The following is a 19,557-nucleotide window of genomic DNA, read 5'->3' on the forward strand; positions in this document are numbered from 1 at the left end:
AAGCCATGCGAGCGGTCGACATCTTTACGCCTGGGAAGGCGCCCACTGTCACCTTCGTTGGTGACCATCTGGCGAAGCGGGAAGGCATGTTGCGGGACGCCCTGGAACAGGGCGGTATGCTGATCTCTATCTCAGGGCCATCGAAGTCTGGGAAGACGGTATTTATTCGAAGCGTTCTGGGGGCCGAGTGCGTGGTCTTCGTGACAGGCGCCGGGGTTACATCCCCCGACCAGCTCTGGGAGCGCGTCTTCCATGCCATCGGTACCCCCGTTACCAGCACCAGTTCCACGTCGAGCCAGGCAAGCTCGAAGGTGGGCGCTACCGGCCAGGTGTCCGGGTCGGTTCTCGTTGCAAAGGGTCAGATCGGCGTGAACGTAGAGAAGGCATCGTCTGATACAGAATCAGTGTCGAACACGGAAGCGTCCAGTCACCTTGGCCTCCTCGTCCGAGAAATGGCGGGTACTGGGATGGTGCTTTTCATTGATGATTTCCACTACGTCCCGAGGGAACTCCAAGAAGAACTAGCCCGGCAAATCAAAGACGCGATCGCAAGCGGTGTGCAAATTATCTGTGCTTCGGTTCCGTATCGTTCGGAAGATGTGCTGCGTGCTAACCCCGATTTGCGTGGACGTGTCGTTGGCATCGATTTTGACTATTGGGACGAGCCGACTCTGCGAAAGATCGGTGCGTTAGGTTTCGCCGCGTTGAAGGTGGAGGCGGATCCTGTATTGATCGCAAAGTTCGCAAGCGAAGCTGCTGGGTCTCCGCAGCTCATGCAAGCGCTCTGCCTTAACGCATGCCTTGAGACTGGGTTTCGCGAGGTGCAAAAGAACTTAGCATCGCTGCCGTTCGAAGAAGGGGTGGCAAGGACCGTATGCGGTCGGACGGCACACTCCGCGGACTACTCAGGCACGCTCGAACGACTCCACGAGGGACCCAAGACGCGTGGGACAGAGCGAAACCAGTATCGGCTGACCGACAGATCCGTAGGCGATGTTTACACGATTCTTCTTCAGGCGCTCGCGCAAGACCCTCCGACGCTGCATTTTCAGTACGCAGACCTTCTCGCACGAATCAAAGTCGTTTGCGAATCCGATACGCCTCCGGGTTCGAGCGTCACCACTTCTTGTCAGCACATCGCTTTGCTGGCGAATGACGGGCAGGCGAGAGACATCGTCGGGTGGGACGCGACGCAGGACGTGTTTGATATCCGCGATCCTTACCTTTTGTTCTTCATGCGGTGGGGCGGCATGAGTTAGCCGTTTTTTCGCGGATTTGTGCTCGTCTCATGCCCGCAGTGCGCCTACTTGGCAAGGCTTACCACCCGCCCCAGCAACCGCAAACCATCACGGTCACCGCCAGAACCCAGCATAAGTTGTCCGCACCGTTCGAAGCATAAAATGTCCGCATACGATGCCGGCGGTGAAGACGCTGGAACAGTTCGCCAAAGTCTTTTCAATCCTTCGCCAGATGAAAGCTGTCCGCCAAATTGAGGCAGCGGAACTGATGGTCGGCAACAAGAACCACATGGTGCAATTTGCCAACGCCATGTTGGCTGCGACCCCGCCACCCCTTCCTGCCTTCGAGCCGAAGGTGGCGGCCAGCCCCGGGACTGTCGAGTCCATGGGCCGAATGGAACGAGAGCTAGCCGCGCTGCAAATGCAGACGTCGGCCGTTGAGGATTCCTACGGCCCTGACGTGCTGTACCTGACCATTGTCAAAGGACATTTGGGCAAGTGGCTGAGAAATGCCTCGGTCGTCCGGTGGCTCGCCCGGCACCGACCGGAGTACATCAAGGAGTTCCAGAGGATTTCCGAGACGGCAGACGTGGGGACCGCCTGAGGAGAGGTGGGTTGCCCGTTCTAGCTCACCACGTCAGAAGGAGTCGGTCGGTGACTTCTTCCTGTTCAAGTGATTGACCTACCATCTGAAACCGCCGGAGCATGGACCGTCCGCAATTAACAAATACTTCCCGCTCAAACAAGCTTTCCGGGGGGGCAATATCAATGTTGTCAGAGCCAGACTTCTTAGTTCCGTCGATGCTCAAGATGACGAACGCCCCTCTTTTCTTACAGGCTTCGATAGCTGAATAGAGGTCTGATAGCCGGAAATCCTGCGCCCCATAAAGAATGGACTGGCTGTCAGAGTAAGGAGGATCGCAGTAGACGACGTCCCCAGCCCCTGCGCGGGCCATCACTTCGCGATAGTCCGCTCTTATAAATTCGGTGCCCTGAAGGCGCTCATGCCAAGACTGCGCACGAGCCGTGAACTTCTCGGGAGAAATAGGGTTATGCGGACCGGGCGGTGTGGACATCGCTCCGTCTTTTTTCCGAAATCGGACAACGCCGCCATAGCAAGCGCGCGAAAGAAAAAGAAAGTCAGGACCGTTTGGACGGCTATTGAAAGAGTCGCGGACAGAGAGGTATGCCTCGGTCTTTCCCATGCGCTCGATCAGTGCGTGCCGTTCTGCATACCACTCACCTACCTCAATAGCAGACCTCTGCACGGCGTGCCAGATTTCGATAAGCGGTGCATAAATGTCACCGGCCACCGCGCGTTCTGGCCCCAAGGCTCCCAAGACCGCCGCGCTTCCGGTGAAGGGTTCAAAGTAGGTGCTAAAACTTTTCGGCCAATGGCTGATGATCTCCACGGCGTAGCGCTGCTTGTTTCCAATCCACTTAAGGAGCTGCTGTGGCTGACCTTTGTGCGCTTTGCGGCCAATGAGGGGAGAAGCCAGGAGGTCGGAGGGCATGATCGTCATGGCTGAAAAATATCCTATTTTGGGATACTGGTCAAGCAGCCAGTACGCTTTGTAAATGAAGCGTGAATCGGACCGATACCTTGACCTTGCACATGCGCTGAGGGAACTCAGGACGGCGGCTGGGCTCACACAAACGGAGCTCGCCTCTGCTCTGGATAAGCCACAGTCCTACGTCAGCAAGTATGAATCCGGGGAGAGGCGACTGGACCTCGTCGAACTCGAAACTTTGGCTCGCGCTCTGGGGCTCACGCTATCACAGGTCACCCAACACTTCGAGGAAAGCAGCCAGTGAAGGCAAGCCCATTGTTTGCGTCGCAGCCAAAGAGTTTTTGGGCGATGGTGAGAACGTTGTCCCAGCGCTTGGGTTATACCCTCAAGGGGTCACGGGGGGAGGATAAACAAGTTGCGGTGCATAGCGTCAGAAGCATGGCAGAGGCTCTTGTTAGCCTAGGACTGAAACCAGAAGCCGTTCTCGTCAACGGAGCACCGACAGCGCTGGGGGACATGCTTGAGAGGTACTTCCAATGCCGGGCTGACCTTCTCAACCGATATGTCGAGCCGCGACTCATGGACGTCGAAGAGGCGCGGCGCTTGTTCGAGTTTCATCTCAGCCGCCTCCGGCCGACTAGTCCTCTCCCCATGAACAAGCAGAAAGCGGAAAAGAAAGCGTACAACTTCTTTACCGGGCTCGTGAACATGCTTGTAGACGAGGCGACCGGTGGATTGCCCTGCGATTTTGACCCACGGGTTCTTACCACATTTACTCGGGAGGGTGTGCCGGTGCGTACGCTTGCCCGAAGAGTCGATGGGGCTTTTCCTTCTGCGGTCAATCCAATCGCGATCTGGGAAATCAAGGAGTATTACTACACCAAGACCTTTGGTAGCAGGGTCGCGGACGGGGTTTATGAAACACTTCTTGATGCCACCGAGCTCGAAGAAATGGCACAGGTCGAGAACATTACCGCCCAGCACTTTCTGTTTATCGACAGCCACTTCACCTGGTGGGAGTGCGGCCGCTCGTACCTGTGCCGGTTGGTCGACATGCTCAATATGGGCTATGTGACGGAAGTTATCGTGGGTCGGGAAGTAGAGGAGCGGATTCCTGAGCTCGGCCGGCAGTGGGCCGAACAGTTCAGGGCTTCTCCTCACCTTTATGGGCCGCCGAGAGTTCCTCTCGCGCACCTGTTCCCTTGAGGCAATTGATCGACTCTGCCCGCCTTGTGCCGACCAGTGCCGTTCAGTAAGGCATCTTGTCGCCGAACGGGGGGTGGTTCAAGATCGGGCCACACACCGGTATATCGGTCCGTGGCTTGATGAGATTGGCGCGGAAGGGGGCGACGGTGTCCCACCCTCTCCGCCAAGCACAGTAAAACCGTTGGCGCCCAGTGATCCGAAAGGTCACTGGGCGTTTTTCGTTGCGGGGCTTCCGGGTAGGACAACACGCATTGTCGCCCCCGTTGGTTGGTCCCAACCATAACCCGAGGCGGCCGGATCATTGACGTGCCTGAATTCGGCGGGCGTTAGCCCGCCAACACTGTCGTGCGGTATCTCGAGGTTGTAGTCGTCCAGCCCCGATGGTCGAACCAGTGCTGGCTTACCAACCGCCCGGGTCGCGTCCGAGGCCCTAGATACATCCGAAAATGCGCATGATTTCCCCGTTCGCTAAATCCCCCGCTTGACCGACACATCGTATGCTCCGGACTGCTGGCCGAGGCGAAGATCGCTGCGGCAGGACGCCAACAGGGGAAAGCTAATGACGATATTGGACGAGGTGAGAGCCTGGTCGCGGGCTCAGATTGATTGGCAGCGGGAGGCAGTTGCGCGCTTGGATGAAGCCGGTTCCCTCAGCGCCGACGACGACAGCGATCTCTTTGCCATCCTGAAATCAAAGCATGGCATCGCTGATCCCGATAGGCGGGAGGCGCGAGCGGTCGGTGGTGAGGGTCCTGCTCGAGACCAAGCCGGGCCACCGGTGGGTCTTTTGGCGATCCGGAGCCCGTGCAACGTCAATGCGCTTGCCCCGAATGGAAACCTCACGTTTTCCACCGTTGGACTGACCGTGATCTACGGCTCGAATGGCTCCGGAAAATCTGGCTACGCCAGAGTGCTAAAGCAGGCTTGCTTTGCCCGGGACAAGAGCGAGAAGGTTTACCCGAACACGAACGTTCCGACGGAAGATGCGGGCGTTCCCACGGCGGAACTGGTGGCCGCGGTTGGTGATGAAGAGCATGCCATCGAGTGGGTCAACGGCGCTGTTGAGGTTCCACCTGTCAATCGAATCGCGGTGTTCGATCACCGGTGTGCGCGCGCCTTTCTCGACAACAACGGGGACTTTGCTTACAGCCCCGCTGGCCTCGACATCCTGGCCGACCTCGGGACGGCATGCGGCCGTTTGCGCGCGCTGATTCAGAAGGAGAGCGGCGAGCACACTCCCGATGCCCAGCCTTTCGTCGACTTGGCCAGGCGAAGCACAGTTGCGGGAAAAATCGCGGCCGGGCTTCCTGGCAACGTATCGGAGGCTCAGGTCCTCGGTGCCGCCGGATTGAAAGCAGAGCAAGAGGAGCGGCTAGAAACGATCATTCGGGCGTTGGCGGTTCCTGATCCAGCAGCACAGGCACTCGCTCTGAAAAATCAGGCGCTCCGCATCCAGGCGGTCAGGGACAGTGCGAATACCGCCATGGCGGCGATCGGCCCAGAGAAAACAGAAAGCCTAAAGGCCCTGATTGGCCGCTCCAATGAAGCTAAGTCGGAAGCCGCGCTGACGGCCAAGGCCTTCCACGAAACGCCTGGTCAGCTACCGAACACGGGTGGGGACCTGTGGCGTTCGATGTTTGAAGCTGCCCGTGCGTTTGCGATCACATCGGAGCCGATCAAAGCGTTCCCGCACCTCCATGAAGGACAGGCCTGTCCGTTGTGTCAGCAGGCACTGACGCCTGAGGCCACCGAACGCCTCGCATCCTTTGAACGGTTCGTTACGGATCAGGCCCAGCGGAAGGCGGAAGCCGCCAAGGCAACGGCGTCGGCCGCATTTGTCGATTTGCGGTCGGCATCCGCGGATATCGGCCTGACAGAGGCGGTTGATGGCGAACTTAAACAACTGGCCGAACCTCTGGCGGTGCTGTGCGCCGCCTTCCAGAAATCCTTAAACGAGCGACAGGCCGCCATTGTCCGCGCATCAGGGAGTAGCGAGTGGGATCAAGTTCCTGAGTTGTCGGAAAGTCCGGTCAAGGCACTGGATGACTTGATCGCCTCTCTGAAAAATCAGCAGGAGACCATGGAGAAGGCTACCGACGAAGAGCTGAAGAAGTCGTTGGTGGCAGAACGGGCTGAACTCGAAGACCGGCGCCTGTTAGGCGAACTGAAGGAAGCGGCCATCCGAGCAATCGAACGGCATGCGCACCAGAAAAAGTTAGTAGCCTGTCTCGCGGACGTGGCAACCGCGGGCATCACCCGGAAGTCCACCGAGTTGACCAACAACATGGCCACCCAGATCCTCGCAGACGCGCTCAACGAGGAACTTGAGATTTTGGACATCGCGGACCTGCGGGTAGCCATGAAACCAGAAGGAGAGCGGGGCCGCTCCACATTCAAACTGGTGCTTGAGCGACCGGGTAAGCATCCGGCCAGGGATGTGCTCAGCGAAGGCGAGCAGCGGGCGGTCGCCATTGCCTCATTTCTGACCGAGCGACGCTTGTCGGGGGACGGCAGCGGTATCATTTTTGACGATCCGGTATGTTCGTTGGACCATCTGCGGCGTCAGCGTGTGGCACGCAGGATTGCCGCGGAGGCGAAGGCGCGCCAGGTCATCGTGTTCACCCATGACATCTTCTTTCTGTTCGCGCTCACCAAGGCGGTAGAGAAGATCGAGGTAGCCGTGACCACGCGGACTCTGTCCCAGACGCAAGACGGCTACGGCGTTGCAACCGATGCCCTTCCGTTCGAAGGGATGACCACGTCCGCGAGAGTCGGTCGGCTTCGCAATGAGCAGGTTAAGTGCGCCACACTCCGGAAAAACGGCGAGCAGCTGGCTTACCAAGAAGCTGTCGGGAAACTCTACAAGACCTTGCGTGATGCCTGGGAAGGCTGCGTTGAGGAGGTGCTGTTGAACGGAACGGTGGAGCGATTTAGGAAATCAGTCGAAACGAACCGACTGAAGCAGGTGGAGGTCCGCGATGGCGACGTCGCCATCGTCGTGGAGAACATGGCGCACTGCTCAAACCATGCGCATGACACGCCCAAGAGGGGAGACGTCGAGGTGCCAACCCCCGACGAGATTAGCGCTGACATCGAAAAGTTGGAGGAGTGGAGAAAGGCGATCGTGGATCGGAAGAGGGCACTTGCGAAAATCGAGGCTAGGAGCTGACGTTAGGAAATGGCCGCTCCGCTCGTAGGAGCGGGGTCCATTTTCCGTCTGAACTCCGCGCCTTCGGACTTTGCCCTTTCCTCCCGTTCGCGCTCCGCCGCAGCGTGCGCTAGGGATCATCTGATCAACGCTCGCCACGGCGCCCCCCCTGTATCAGATACTGTCTGGCGCTCGATCGCGCTGTCGTAACGTGTGAAAAAGACGGATTTCTCCGTGATTACGTCGGGCGAAAGCGCCTGAGCGCATCCGCCAGACGGATTTACCCTGCGTGCAAGAGACATTTGCGTGCCATCCACAGATTGCCCAGGGCGAACAGCGTCTGCATTTTGTGCCCCGTTTTCGCCAGGCCAAGATAGCGCGCTTTGACGTGACCGAACTGTCGCTTGATGACCCGGAAGGGGTGTTCGACGGCGACGCGGATCGATGCCTTGATGTGCTCGATTTGCTCGGTCAGTTCACGCAAAACCTTGTCCTCAATCGCCTTCACCGAACCGCGCTTGGCTGCGATATGCCACTGGTGTGTGCACTCGGGCGCGTAACGGGATGCGCCGATGTAGCCGGCATCGCCGAAGTGAACCGCCCCGGGTTTGAACTGACCCCCAGAAGTTGGACGAACTTCAAGGGGTTTCATGGCAAAGTACGAAACAGAGTTCAAGCTCAAGGTAGTCAAAAGCTTTTGGCCGGTGAAGGCGGTGCGAAGTTGTTGGCGCGGCGTTGGTTGGTGCCCGAGGAGAAGATCCGCACCTGGGTGAGCCATTACCGCCTGCATGGCGTCGATGCGTTGCGTCCCAAACGCAGCGCATACAGCACGGAATTCAAGCTGCAGGTGCTGTCCCATCAGGATCGTGAACAGCTATCGAGCCGTCAAGTGGCGGTCTATGACATCCGCAATCCCAACCAGGTGGTGGTCTGGCGACGCAACCTAGATGTAGGCGGGGTCGAAGCTCTCGGAAGCATGAAACAAGGGAATCCCAGTATGAAGCCAAGACGACGCTGCCCAGTGCCGTCGAGCACGGTCAACGCCGATCCGGAACCCGCATTGCCTTCAAGGGCGATTCAGTCTTGACCACTCCAGCGCCCGCGACCAAATTGCACCCACCCCGTAAAATCCCTACATTGGTGCAATGCCCGCCCCCAATCAAGCCGACCTCCTGACGCTCCTAGGCACAGGCCTTACCCTGCTTGATCCGACCGGCCGCGTGCTCTGGCTCAACCCAGCCCTGGCCGAGATACTCGGCGTAGGCCCGCGAACGGCGATGAGCCAGGATCTGGCCGCCTTGATGCGAAACCCTGCACTGGCTTCCCGTCTGGAACGGACGTTGACGGAGCAGCGCGCCTTCAGTCTGAGAGGCGCCAGCTTCGGCGTCGGACGAGGCCGTGAACTGACGGCTGACGTCTCCATGCAGCCAACTGACGAGAACCAGATCCTGGTCGAAGTCCATCCACTCGCCTCCGATCTGGCTCCCACGGGTACCCCGCTATCCGCCACCCTTCGCGGCTTCGCCCACGAGGTAAAGAACCCACTCGCGGGCCTTCGCGGAGCAGCCCAGCTACTGGAACGCCGGGTAGGCGACGACGACTTACGCCGGCTCGCCACCATGGTCATCGCCGAAGCCGACCGCCTCGCAGCCCTGGCCGACGACCTGCTACGACATGGCGGCGCGGCGCGGATCGCGCCGGTCAACGTCCACGAACTCCTCGAACGTCTGGAGGGCCTCGTTACCGCCGAAGCGGAAGCACCGCGCGTTCGCCACGACTACGACCCCAGCCTGCCGGACATCCTCGGCGACACCGACCGCCTCCTCCAGATCCTGCTGAACCTCACCCGCAACGCCAGCCAGGCAAGTGCCCAAACCATCACCCTGCGCACGCGAGTCGAACACGCCGTCCGCCTCGGCGACCGCATCATACGGGCCGCCCTTCGGGTAGACGTCGTAGACGACGGCCAGGGCGTGCCGGAATACCTGCGTGACACCGTCTTCCAGCCACTGGTGTCGGGACGACCCGATGGCACCGGCCTGGGCCTCGCCCTCTCCCGGGAAATCGCCCTCGAACACGGCGGCGACCTCCGCTACACCAGCTACCCCGGCGAGACGACCTTCTCCCTGTACCTCCCGATGGAACGCCCATGACCGAGATATGGATCGCCGAAGACGATCGTGGCGTGCGCTTCGTGCTTGCCGAGGCTCTGCGCGACGCGGGCCATGACGTACGTGAGTTCAGCGCGGGCGACGCGGTGCGCGCTGCGCTGGCGGAAGGGCGTCCTGACCTGCTCGTTACGGATGTGCGCATGCCCGGCGAGGATGGCCTGCACCTGCTTGAATACCTGACCCGTCGCAACATCGGCCCGGTCATCGTGATGAGCGCCTATACCGATGTAGCGACCACGGCTGCGGCGTATCGCGCCGGTGCGGCGGATTACATCGCAAAGCCTTTCGATCTCGATCTGGCCGTGCATGCCGTGGAACGTGCGCTTGCCGCTGCGCGCGAAGAAGTCGTCGTGCCGGCGACGCGTGCGGAAACCCATGCGTTGCTGGGCGAAAGCGCAGCGATGCGCGAGGTGTTCCGGCTTATAGGGCGTGTGGCCGCTACCGACCTCAATGTGTTGGTCACGGGCGAGACGGGTACGGGCAAGAAGCTCGTGGCGCGCGCGCTCCATGATGAAAGCGCGCGAGGCGGGAAACCTTACGTGACGCTCAACACGGCGGCGATTCCCGCAGAACTGCTGGAGAGCGAGCTGTTCGGCCACGAGGCCGGCGCATTGACGGGCGCCACGCGCCGCCATGCGGGACGCTACGAGCAGGCCGAAGGTGGCACGCTCTTCCTCGACGAGGTCGGGGACATGCCGATGGCCTTGCAGGCGCGTCTGCTGCGCGTGCTTGCCGGAGGCGAGTTCTATCGGGTGGGCGGTCGCGAACCGATACGCAGCAACGTGCGCATCATTGCGGCCACGCACCAGGACCTCGAAGCGCGCGTGGCGGCCGGCCAATTCCGCGCCGATCTGAAGCACCGCCTCGATGTGGTGCACATCGGGCTTCCGCCCCTGCGTGACCGCCGCGACGATATTCCCCTGCTGGCGAAACACTTCCTCACCCAGGCAGCGACCGAGCTGAACCTGCCGCCGAAGCGTTTCTCCCGTGGCGCGATGAAGCTGCTCGAACAGCGCGAATATCCCGGCAATGTGCGCGAGCTGGAAAACCTCTGCCGCAGGCTCGCCGTCATCGCACCCGGCGGGGAAATCCAGGCGGGCGATCTCGGCGGTCTTTCGACAGGGCAACCGCGTGGCACCGAATGGACGGAAGCCTTGCGCCTATGGGCGCAGGACGCCTTGGCCCAGGGCGAGCCGGACATCCACTCCCGCGCTCGCGAGGCGCTGGATAAAACCTTGCTGCAAGTCGCGCTGATCGCCAATGATGGTCACCGGCAGAATGCGGCCGCTGCCCTTGGCGTCGGCCGCAACACCCTTACCCGTAAACTCGGCGCGTCGCGCAAGCGGCGGCCTTCGAATGGATAACGTCATGTCACTGGAGATTCGTCGCGCGGCTGAGCAGGATGCCGGAGCCATTGCTCGCTGGAATATCGCCATGGCTTGGGAGACGGAGCGTAAGACGCTCGATCCCGACACCATCGGGCGCGGTGTGCGGGCTGTATTTGACGAGCCGCGGCGGGGTTTTTATCTCGTGGCGGAGCTTGATGGTGTTGCCGTTGGCTGTCTGCTCGTCACTTATGAATGGAGCGACTGGCGCTGTGGGGATTTCTGGTGGGTACAGAGCGTGTATGTCGCTCCCGAAGCGCGGCGTTCCGGTGCGTTCCGTGGGATGTATGCGCACGTGAAGGCGATGGCGGAAGGGGCCGGGGCGGTGGGGCTTCGGCTTTATGTGGAGTTGGAGAACGAGCGGGCGCAGGCGACCTACTCGGGGCTTGGGATGGAGCGGTGTCACTACTTCATGTATGAGGCGCCGCTGCAAGATTGAATCGCCGACAGGGTCGGCTCCCACCGGGCGCTGGCTCCTCCCCGAGGGGCTCAGTCGACGGCGACAGTCGGGTCGCCCATGTCGACGACGGAGATGCGCTCTTCGAATTCGCGGGCGGTCATGGGTTTGCCGAAGAGGAAGCCCTGCATCTGGGAACAGCCGGTGGAGCTCAGGAACGCCGCCTGTTCGGCGTTTTCCACGCCTTCGGCCAGCACCTGTTTGTTCATGCCTTTGCCCATCGTCACGATGGCGCTGACGATGGCGCCGCTGTCGTTGTCCCAGGCGACGTCGCGGATGAAGGCGCGATCGATTTTCAGGATGTCGATGGGGAAGTGCTTCAGGTACGACAGGCTGCAATAGCCGGTGCCGAAGTCGTCGAGGCTGAGGGCCACCCCCAGTGACTTGATGTTGCGCAGCAGTCCGGCGATGTGGTCGCCGCCTTCCATCACGGTGCGCTCGGTGAGTTCGAGCTCCAGCAGCGTGGGGTGCATGCCGGTCTCGGCGAGGATCGCGCGTAAGGACTCATAGAACCGCGTGTGCTGGAACTGCAGGGCGGACACGTTGACCGACACGGAAAGCGGCCGGTAAAGTCGCGTCCACGCTTCCGCCTGCCGGCATGCCTCGCGCAGTGCCCATTCGCCAATGGGCACGATCAGGCCGCAATCCTCCGCCACGGGAATGAACTGCTCGGGCGAGTAGACGTCCTCGCCATCCACCTGCCAGCGCAGCAGGGCCTCGGCGCCGACGATGGCGCCCAGTTCCACATCCACCTTGGGCTGGTAGTGCAGGCTCAATTCGTTGCGTGCGAGGGCCTTGCGCAGTTCCACCTCGATGCGCACACGGGCGGTGTTGCGCTCGTTCATGCTCGGATTGAAGAAGCGGTAGCCGTTGCGGCCCTGCATCTTCGCTTCATACATGGCGGTATCGGCATTGCGCAGGAGCGACTCGGCGTCCTCGGCATCATCCGGGTACACGCTGATGCCGATGCTGAAGCTGATGGTGAGCGCCGAGGCGTCGGGCCCCACGCCCACGGCCTGGCTACATGCGGCCAGCACTTTCTCGCCCACGGCGCTGGCATCGCCCGGGCCGTCGATATGCGGCAGCAGCACCACGAATTCATCGCCGCCCAGGCGGCTCACGGTGTCGTCGGCGCACACGGCGCCGCGGATGCGACGCGCCAACTCCTGGAGCAGGGCGTCGCCGGCGGCATGGCCCAGCGAGTCGTTGATCTGCTTGAAGTGGTCGACGTCGACGAAGAGCAGCGCGACGCGCTGGTTACGCCGTGCGGCCGCGGTGACGGCGAATTCCATGCGCGAGGTAAGCAGGGCGCGGTTGGGCAAGCCCGTGAGCGTGTCGTGGTGCGCAAGATGCGCCATCTTCAGCGCCAGCGCGCGCGTTTCGCTCACGTCATGGAACACCACCACGCCGCCCACCACGTTGCCGGCATGGTCGTGGATGGGTGCGGCGGAATCCTCGATGGGACTGTCGAAGCCGTTGCGATGGATGAGGATGGCGTCGGTCGTGAGGCCGACGATGCTGTTCTTGTTCACCGCCATGATCAGCGGGTTCGGAATCGGCCGGCGGGTGAGCGGATCGCGAAGCTGGAAGATATCGTCCATCGGCCGGCCGACGGCCTCGTGGTGCGACCAGCCGGTCATGGCTTCGGCGATGGGATTGAGCGATGTGATGTTGAGCTGCGTGTCGGTGGTGATGACCGCGTCGCCGATGGACTTCAGCGTGACCTCGGCCAGCTCGCGTTCGCGGAACAGGGCATCCTCGAAGGCCTTGCGCTCGCTGATGTCCTGCATCTGCGAGATGAAGTACAGCGGCTCGCCGTGCTCGTCGCGCACCAGCGACACGCTGAGCTGCACATGCACGACGTGGCCGTCGCGATGCAGGTAGCGCTTCTCCATCTGGTACGAGAGGCGCTCGCCGGACAGCAGGTGGGTCACGTAACCGAGGTCGGCGGCCAGATCGTCGGGATGGGTGATCTGCTGGAACGAGGTGGCCATCAGCGACTCTTCCCCGTGGCCGAGCATGGCGCACAGTGCCCTGTTCACCTGCAGCCAGCGTCCGTCGGGCAGCACCAGGGCCATGCCGATGGCGGCATAGCGAAAGGCTTGCGAGAAGCGCCGCTCGCTTTCCTTCAGCCGGGCCTCGAGCACGCGGCGGCTCGAGATGTCGGCCAGCAGGATGACAAGGCCGCGCACGTTCCCGTCGTCGTCGAGATCGGGCGAGAACGTCGCCTGGGCGTAGTGGTCGCCCACGCCGTTGCGGATGCTGCGGTCGGCGACCATGACGGTGCCGCTGAGCGCCGCGCGGATGTCGTGTTCGATCCGCGCATAGAGGATGGGGTCGATCACCTCCGCCATGCGCCGCCCGACCACGTCGGTGTCGCGGACATTTATCCAGGCAAGGTACGCCGGGCTCGCATAGCGATAGCGCATCGTCGTGTCGACGTACGCGATCATCGCCGGTGCGCGCTCCATGAGGTAAGCGGACCAGTCGGAAGATGAGTCGTTCGTAGGGGGAATGGAGGAGCGCATGCAACCGCCAGGGTGACGTGACCCCACTCTAATTCGTCAGTCCCGCCGCGTACATCGAACGATTCGTGAAAAGTGTCTCAATGCACCACGGGCGCCGGGGCCGACAACTTGCCCTCGGCGTCGAGCAGCACCTTGCCCAGCGCGTGGATTTCCGCAGTGGCGTCATAGCGTTCCACCATGGCGTCGAGCAACGGTGCCAGCGCATCCGGCGCCAGCGGGTAACCATGGGCGAGCACGCGGGCCTTGCCGGGCGCGGGCTGCGCGACCGTGATCGCGGCCATCCCCAGACCGGCCGCCTCGTGGGCGTACAGCGCGGGCGGCGGCAGGTCGGGATCGGCTTCCGCCATCGGCTCGATCAGGTAGCCGGCGGTCTGTGCCGGCTCGCCTTCGAGGTGCAGCGGCACGTGGTGCGCGGCCAGCAGCGCGGCGTACTGGCGCAGTTCGAAAAGCGTCCCGGCGAATTCGTGGGCGGCATCGTTGCCCCGGCTTCCGGCGCGGGCGAACCACGCCGCCGGGCCCGGAATGCCCACGCGGCCGTCGGCGTAGTGCAGGGGCAGGCCGCGCGAACCGAGCGCGGTCTCGTCTTTGTATGGGGTGAGCAGGGCGGACTCGAGCACGGTCCACAACGGGGCCAGGTTGACGTGCTCGTATTGCACGCAGGTAAGGGCGAGGACGTCGTTGCGGCTGAGATATCGCGCATGCTCCAGCCGCATGCCGAGGGTACGCATGAGGAAATCCGCCGTGGCCGTGCCGGCTTCGCCGCGTCCTACCAACTCCACTTCCATACCGCTGGCCAGGTCCTCGGCCTGGTCGGCTGGCGCCAGCAGCATCCAGGGGATCAGGCGCATGGGGCCGCCGACGTAGGCCGGATCGGGCACCAGGGGCTGGGCCGGCATGTGGCCTTCATGCGTGCCGAAGGCCACGACGCCACTGGCGCCGGCGACACGCGGGATGCGTCGGGCCAGTTCTTCCAGCGTGGCGAACACGGGAAAACCGGGTCGCAGCAGCTCCACGCCGTCGAACATGGCGCCGGCCACGGCCAGTCGTGCCGTCTCGATGCCCGGAAGGAGGGGACGCAGGTCGTTGGCCATGAGGGATGCGAGCGTCTGGGCCTCGTCCCGCGTGAGTTCCAGCCGATCGGGCGAGCCGCCCCCGGCCAGTTCCAGCGCCAGGACGGCGGGGCAGGCGATCAGCGACTCGTTCACGGCAGGTTTTTCCGAACGGCAAAGGAACACGATTCTATCATCCGCCCGGATCGGGCTTTCGCCGGGCGGGGATGCGGGTTAGCCTTGCCGATACGTGTTCGTCGGCGATCGTCGGCGTCCGCGATCCCTTCTTCGCAATGCGGCTGCCCGCGGGCATCCCTCGGCCTGGACAGTTTCTCAAGCATGGAAAAGACGCAAAAGCGCGTGGGTGTGGTCGGCGGTGTCCGCATTCCCTTCTGCCGCAACAACACCGCCTATGCCGACGTCGGCAACTTCGGGATGTCAGTCAAGGTCCTTGGGGCGTTGGTGGAGAAGTTCGGGCTGCATGGCGCCGAGTTGGGCGAAGTGGCCATGGGCGCCGTCATCAAGCACTCGTCCGACTGGAACCTCGCTCGCGAAGCGGTGCTGTCCTCGGGGCTGGCGCCCACCACGCCCGGCATCACCACGGCGCGGGCCTGCGGCACCTCGCTCGATAACGCCATCATCATCGCGAACAAGATCGCCACCGGGCAGATCGACGCGGGCATCGCCGGCGGCTCGGACACCACCAGCGATGTCCCCATCGTCTACGGCCAGAAGCTGCGCAAGCGCCTGCTGGCGATGAACCGCGCGAAGACGCTGAAGGAAAAGCTGCAGATCGCCACCCGCGGCTTTTCGTTCAAGGAACTGAAGCCTTCCTTCCCGGGCGTGGCCGAGCCGCGCACGGGCAAGTCGATGGGCGACCATTGCGAGTCGATGGCGAAGGAATGGAAGATCGGCCGGCTGGAGCAGGACGAACTGGCTCTTGCCAGCCACGTCAAGCTGGCGGCCGCCTATGACGCCGGATTCTTCAACGATCTGGTGGTGCCGTTCCGCGGCCTGAAGCGCGACGGTTTCCTGCGCCCGGATTCCACACTGGAAAAGCTGGGCGCGCTGAAGCCGGCCTTCGACAAGACCTCCGGCCAGGGCACGCTCACCGCGGGCAACTCCACGGGGCTGTCCGATGGCGCCGCTGCCGTGCTGCTGGGTAGCGACGAGTGGGCGGCCGCGCGCGGGCTCTCGATCCAGGCTTACATCACGCACGCACAGGTCGCGGCGGTGGATTTCGTCCATGGCGAGGGCCTGCTCATGGCGCCGACCATCGCCGTGCCGCGCATGCTCAAGCAGGCCGGGCTCACGCTGCAGGATTTCGATTACTACGAGATCCACGAAGCCTTCGCCGCCCAGGTGCTCTGCACGCTGCGTGCCTGGGAAAGCGACGATTACTGCCGCAACCGGCTTGGCCTCGATGCCGCGCTGGGATCGATCGATCCGGCGAAGCTCAACGTCAACGGTTCCAGCCTCGCCTCCGGCCATCCGTTCGCGGCGACCGGTGCGCGCATCGTCGCCACGCTGGCCAAGATGCTGGAGCGGAAGGGCTCGGGCCGCGGCCTGATCTCCATCTGCACGGCGGGTGGCATGGGCGTCACGGCGATCCTCGAACGTCCCTGACCGATGGCCGCCTTACGTAGCAGTACATCGCTCAGCGCGCTGGCCTTGCTGCTCGGTATCGCGGGCACCAGCTGGCTTACCGCCCTTACCTACGAGCGAGCGCCGAAGACACGTGGGCTGGCCGAGGTGACGTTGCCGACGGCTGCACCGGCGCTGGTTTCCAGGACAGTTTCGTCTGTGGCGCCTTCGCGCGGGGCGATGGTGCCTCGTGCTGCGTCGCGTATCGTCGCTGAAGCGGCTCCCACGCAGAGCCGGAGCAAGGCGGCTGCGGCACCGGCGCCGACGCCGACGCCGGCGGAGCTGGTGCCTGTGTACATGCCGTCGCCTCGGTATCCGATAGCTGCCTTGCGTGCGCAGCGCGAAGGGCGGGTGGTGCTCAGTGTGACGGTCACGCCGGACGGCGATGTCACCCGTGTCTCCGTGGGCCGGTCCAGCGGCGACGAATCGCTGGACAGGGCGGCGGAGGAAGCCGTACGCGGCTGGCGCTTCGCCGCTGCGGACGACCGTCCAGCGCGTTACACGGCCGACCTGCCGGTGAATTTCCAGCTGACCCGAACGGACTGAAGGGACCCCACCCTTCAGGTAGGAGCGCGCCCTGCGCGCGACATGTTTTGAGGCCGTAAGCAACAGGGCCTGTTGCTCATCGCGAGAAGCTGTCGCGCGCAGGGCGCGCTTCTACAGGATGCCGGCTGCCGAGCTGCCGAACGCCGTGATCATCCGGGTGTAGATCAGCTTCAGCGACACGTTCACCTCCGGGAAGTCGCCCACCGGCTCGTAACATTCGAAGAACCGCGGGTCGGTCCAGCGCATCGGGATGCAGCCGGGCTTGAGCTCGTAGCTGGTGGCATAACGGAACGGCCACAGGTCGAAGAATGGCAGGCGCTCCGACACGTCGCCGATGAACTCGTTGATCGACGACAGCACCGGCACCTTCTTCTGCCTCGGCGCGATCACCCAGGCGTTGCCGGGCTGGATGTCCTGCATGATCGAATCGCGCAGCCGGTCGGCGAAGCGCTTGTCGTACACGATCACGCCGGACTCGGTGTTGTAGTGGTCCGACCGTGGATCGAAATTGTGCGTGCCCACCATGGCGAAGGTGTCGTCGACCACGATGGACTTCGCGTGCAGTCCGAAGCGCACGCCCGCCGTCAGCAACGGAGCGGGCCGGTTGCGTGGGCCACGGCTGGCGCGGCTGCCCATGCCGAGGAAGCCGGACGATTCCGACGGTGGTCCGGCACTCTCGGCACCGGAGCGACGCCCTCGTCCGCTTCCGTGCGAGCCAACGGGCGGCCCTGCGATGGAATCCTCCACTGCCGGTGTGGCGATGCCTCCGGGGCGTCCCTCGAGCGTCTCGGGGTCGGCATTGAACGGATGCGGCTTCAGCTCGTAGATCTCGAAACCGTAGTCGGTGAGGTAGCGCTTGCGGTGCTTGTACGAGAGCGCATACACGGCGAACGCGTCGGTGGAAGCCAGCGAGTTGGTCGAGACCACCACGCGCGGCGGCGTCGGTCGCTCGCGCAATCGGCTGAAGATCTTCTGCGCCGGCTTGCTCATCACGAGGTAGGGCGTCTGCAGCACGATCTCACTCTTCGCGTTCCGCAGCAGGCCAATGATGTGCCGGGTGAGGGCACGGACTTCGCGCCGCTTCGGCTCGTCTGTCTTGCCGGGCAGGTCCGACAGGTACTCCACCCGGTTCAAGCGCAGGCTGGCGCGCACGATGTGTTCTTCGATCCACGTGGGGTCCGCCGCATCGGCAACCATCTGGGCGACGCGGTCGGGATGTTCGTAGCGCGGCGGATCCCAATGCCGCGGATCGTCGGTATCGGCCAGGAGTTCCCGGTTCACATCACGCAGGTGGGTGAGCGGCGCGGAGCGCTTGTGCGTCCAGAACTGCTCGAAGCTGGCGCCCATCGCCTTCGCCGCCGGGCCACCCACCATCACGTCGCGGTCCACGTAGTCGAAGCTGCCGTCCCAGTCGAAGTAGCGATCCTCGTAGTTGCGCCCCCCGGTGATGCCGATGAGGTCGTCCACGACCAGCAGCTTGTTGTGCATGCGCTGGTTGAACTTGTAAAAGCAGCACAGCACGCCGGCCGCGAATTCCAGCGGTGGCGTGCGTGCGCTATGGAAGGTCGGGTTGTAGAGGCGGATCTCCATGCGGTCGCTGGCGCGTGCCAGGGCGGCGAGCAGGCCGGGGTCGCTGAAGGAGAACAGCTGGTCCGCCAGGATGCGTACGTGGACGCCACGGCGCGCGGCGCGCACCAGTTCGTCGAGCACGAGCTTGCCGGCATCGTCCTGCTCCCAGATATAGGTCTGGATGTCGATGCTCTTCCTGGCCGCGTGGATGAGGTTGATGCGCGCGGCCATGGCACTCTCCCCGTCCTCGAGCAGGGTGGCCACGTGCACGGGCTTCGCGTCCGTGGAGGCCGCGTCGGCCTCGAGCGCGGCGTCGATCAATGGCGAGGGCGTGGCGCAATGGCTGGCGTCGGCGGGATCGCAGGTTTCCTGCCGGTCCACCGTGAGGGCGACGACCGCGTCGGCCTTCTGGATGCGCGCCCTAGAGAGCGAACAGCCGCTTGTGGTGAGCGTGGCGGCGATAAAAAGGATCGTAAGGAGGCGGAGCATGCCGCCGATCATAGGTGACGAGTCGCAACGCCACGTGAGTTTCGGGGCTTGCGAACCACCTCAGGGGGCTGTCAGGACAATCGCCATGCCCAGGTTCACCCGGTCCGACAAGGCGCCGCGACGGCCGCGCATCTCGAAGTCAGTGCGGTCGATGCTGCCTTTCAGCTGGAGCACGCAGCCGCTCAGGGCCTGGGGCGGACAATGGGTCGGCGCGAGGCGGAAGGTCACCGGCTGGGTCACGCCGCGCATGGTGAGCCGGCCCGCCACGTCGCCGCCCTCGCTTAGCAGTTGCAGGGCGAGGGGCGACGACTCGAAGTGGATCTGCGGATGGCGGTTGGCGTCGAAGAACTCAGGCGCGAGCACCCAGCGACGAAACCGGGCGGAGTCCATGCGCACGCTGGCGCTATCGATGTCGGCGCTGACGACCGCCGTGTGCTTCGCCGGATCGATGGCGAGTTGCCCACGAATGCCCTCGAAGCTGCCGGTGACCGTGCTGACCCAGAGCAGGCGGACGCTGAATTCCGCGCGCGAGCGCACCGGGTCGATGCGGAGGTCGGCGGCGGACAGGGGCGTCGCCGCAAGGAGTACGACGATCGCCGACAGCAAGTGGCGCATT

16 protein-coding genes and 1 pseudogene are annotated in these 19,557 nt (G+C 63.2%); 11 read left to right on the forward strand and 6 right to left on the reverse strand.

The genetic code is table 11. The features are described 5' to 3' along the window. Positions 1-5: 5 nt before the first annotated feature. Both VGM71_RS17405 and VGM71_RS17410 read left to right on the forward strand, forming a co-directional pair. Entirely contained in the window at positions 6-1,259 is a 1,254-nt protein-coding gene (locus VGM71_RS17405; RefSeq protein WP_331547510.1) for an AAA family ATPase, read from the forward strand. Between the two features lie 163 nt (positions 1,260-1,422). Next, positions 1,423-1,842: a plasmid partitioning protein RepB C-terminal domain-containing protein gene (locus VGM71_RS17410; RefSeq protein ID WP_331547512.1), complete on the forward strand. Its 420-nt coding sequence runs from the start codon at positions 1,423-1,425 to the stop codon at positions 1,840-1,842. 25 nt (positions 1,843-1,867) lie between these two features. Here the strand turns inward: VGM71_RS17410 and VGM71_RS17415 are convergent, their stop codons facing one another. Continuing rightward, a complete protein-coding gene (locus tag VGM71_RS17415) occupies positions 1,868-2,761 on the reverse strand; it encodes a Dam family site-specific DNA-(adenine-N6)-methyltransferase (protein WP_331547514.1) in 894 nt (297 codons plus the stop codon). Positions 2,762-2,816: 55 nt separating this feature from the next. Between VGM71_RS17415 and VGM71_RS17420 the strand changes: the two genes are divergently transcribed. The 3 genes from VGM71_RS17420 (at position 2,817) to VGM71_RS17430 (ending at position 7,124) form a co-directional block, all read left to right on the forward strand. Beyond that, entirely contained in the window at positions 2,817-3,053 is a 237-nt protein-coding gene (locus VGM71_RS17420; RefSeq protein WP_331547516.1) for a helix-turn-helix transcriptional regulator, read from the forward strand. Positions 3,054-3,097: 44 nt separating this feature from the next. After that, positions 3,098-3,955 carry a DUF7687 domain-containing protein gene (locus VGM71_RS17735; protein WP_422655641.1) on the forward strand — a complete coding sequence of 286 codons (858 nt, stop codon included), beginning with the start codon at positions 3,098-3,100 and terminating at the stop codon, positions 3,953-3,955. Positions 3,956-4,514: 559 nt separating this feature from the next. Beyond that, positions 4,515-7,124 carry an AAA family ATPase gene (locus tag VGM71_RS17430; protein WP_331547520.1) on the forward strand — a complete coding sequence of 870 codons (2,610 nt, stop codon included), beginning with the start codon at positions 4,515-4,517 and terminating at the stop codon, positions 7,122-7,124. Between the two features lie 259 nt (positions 7,125-7,383). Here VGM71_RS17430 and VGM71_RS17435 read toward each other — a convergent pair. Then, positions 7,384-7,701 (reverse strand): annotated as a pseudogene (locus tag VGM71_RS17435) (transposase); the annotation flags it as partial. Between the two features lie 99 nt (positions 7,702-7,800). Here VGM71_RS17435 and VGM71_RS17440 point away from each other — a divergent pair. Genes VGM71_RS17440 through VGM71_RS17455 form a run of 4 tightly spaced genes read left to right on the forward strand, consistent with a single transcriptional unit; the run spans position 7,801 to position 11,098 of the window. Then, positions 7,801-8,190 (forward strand): hypothetical protein, encoded by a 390-nt coding sequence (locus VGM71_RS17440; RefSeq protein ID WP_331547522.1) that lies wholly within the window; start codon positions 7,801-7,803, stop codon positions 8,188-8,190. A 58-nt stretch (positions 8,191-8,248) separates the two neighbouring features. After that, the gene (locus VGM71_RS17445; protein ID WP_331547524.1) at positions 8,249-9,256 is read left to right on the forward strand and encodes a two-component system sensor histidine kinase NtrB; all 1,008 of its coding nucleotides are present in this window, start codon (positions 8,249-8,251) and stop codon (positions 9,254-9,256) included. Beyond that, entirely contained in the window at positions 9,253-10,638 is a 1,386-nt protein-coding gene (gene ntrC, locus VGM71_RS17450) for a nitrogen regulation protein NR(I) (RefSeq protein ID WP_331547526.1), read from the forward strand. Before VGM71_RS17445 ends, ntrC begins: the two co-directional genes overlap by 4 nt. Beyond that, positions 10,631-11,098 (forward strand): GNAT family N-acetyltransferase, encoded by a 468-nt coding sequence (locus tag VGM71_RS17455; RefSeq protein WP_414675161.1) that lies wholly within the window; start codon positions 10,631-10,633, stop codon positions 11,096-11,098. Before ntrC ends, VGM71_RS17455 begins: the two co-directional genes overlap by 8 nt. 50 nt (positions 11,099-11,148) lie before the next feature. Here VGM71_RS17455 and VGM71_RS17460 read toward each other — a convergent pair whose 3' ends face one another. Then, the gene (locus tag VGM71_RS17460) at positions 11,149-13,644 is read right to left on the reverse strand and encodes an EAL domain-containing protein (protein ID WP_331547528.1); all 2,496 of its coding nucleotides are present in this window, start codon (positions 13,642-13,644) and stop codon (positions 11,149-11,151) included. 77 nt (positions 13,645-13,721) lie between these two features. After that, complete coding sequence (locus VGM71_RS17465; RefSeq protein ID WP_331547530.1) at positions 13,722-14,849, reverse strand: hypothetical protein; 1,128 nt, start codon at positions 14,847-14,849, stop codon at positions 13,722-13,724. Between the two features lie 183 nt (positions 14,850-15,032). Between VGM71_RS17465 and VGM71_RS17470 the strand changes: the two genes are divergently transcribed. Beyond that, on the forward strand, positions 15,033-16,319 hold the full coding sequence (locus tag VGM71_RS17470) for an acetyl-CoA C-acetyltransferase (protein WP_331547532.1): 1,287 nt from the start codon (positions 15,033-15,035) through the stop codon (positions 16,317-16,319). Between the two features lie 3 nt (positions 16,320-16,322). After that, positions 16,323-16,883: an energy transducer TonB gene (locus tag VGM71_RS17475; protein ID WP_331547534.1), complete on the forward strand. Its 561-nt coding sequence runs from the start codon at positions 16,323-16,325 to the stop codon at positions 16,881-16,883. A 111-nt stretch (positions 16,884-16,994) separates the two neighbouring features. Here VGM71_RS17475 and VGM71_RS17480 read toward each other — a convergent pair whose 3' ends face one another. Further along, positions 16,995-18,941, reverse strand: a complete 1,947-nt coding sequence (locus VGM71_RS17480) for a phospholipase D family protein (RefSeq protein ID WP_331547536.1) — start codon at positions 18,939-18,941, stop codon at positions 16,995-16,997. A 60-nt stretch (positions 18,942-19,001) separates the two neighbouring features. Beyond that, positions 19,002-19,556 (reverse strand): YceI family protein, encoded by a 555-nt coding sequence (locus tag VGM71_RS17485; RefSeq protein WP_331547538.1) that lies wholly within the window; start codon positions 19,554-19,556, stop codon positions 19,002-19,004. Position 19,557 lies beyond the last annotated feature (1 nt).

It is taken from the genome of Luteibacter sp. (assembly GCF_036499525.1).
In the GTDB taxonomy this organism is placed as follows: domain Bacteria; phylum Pseudomonadota; class Gammaproteobacteria; order Xanthomonadales; family Rhodanobacteraceae; genus Luteibacter.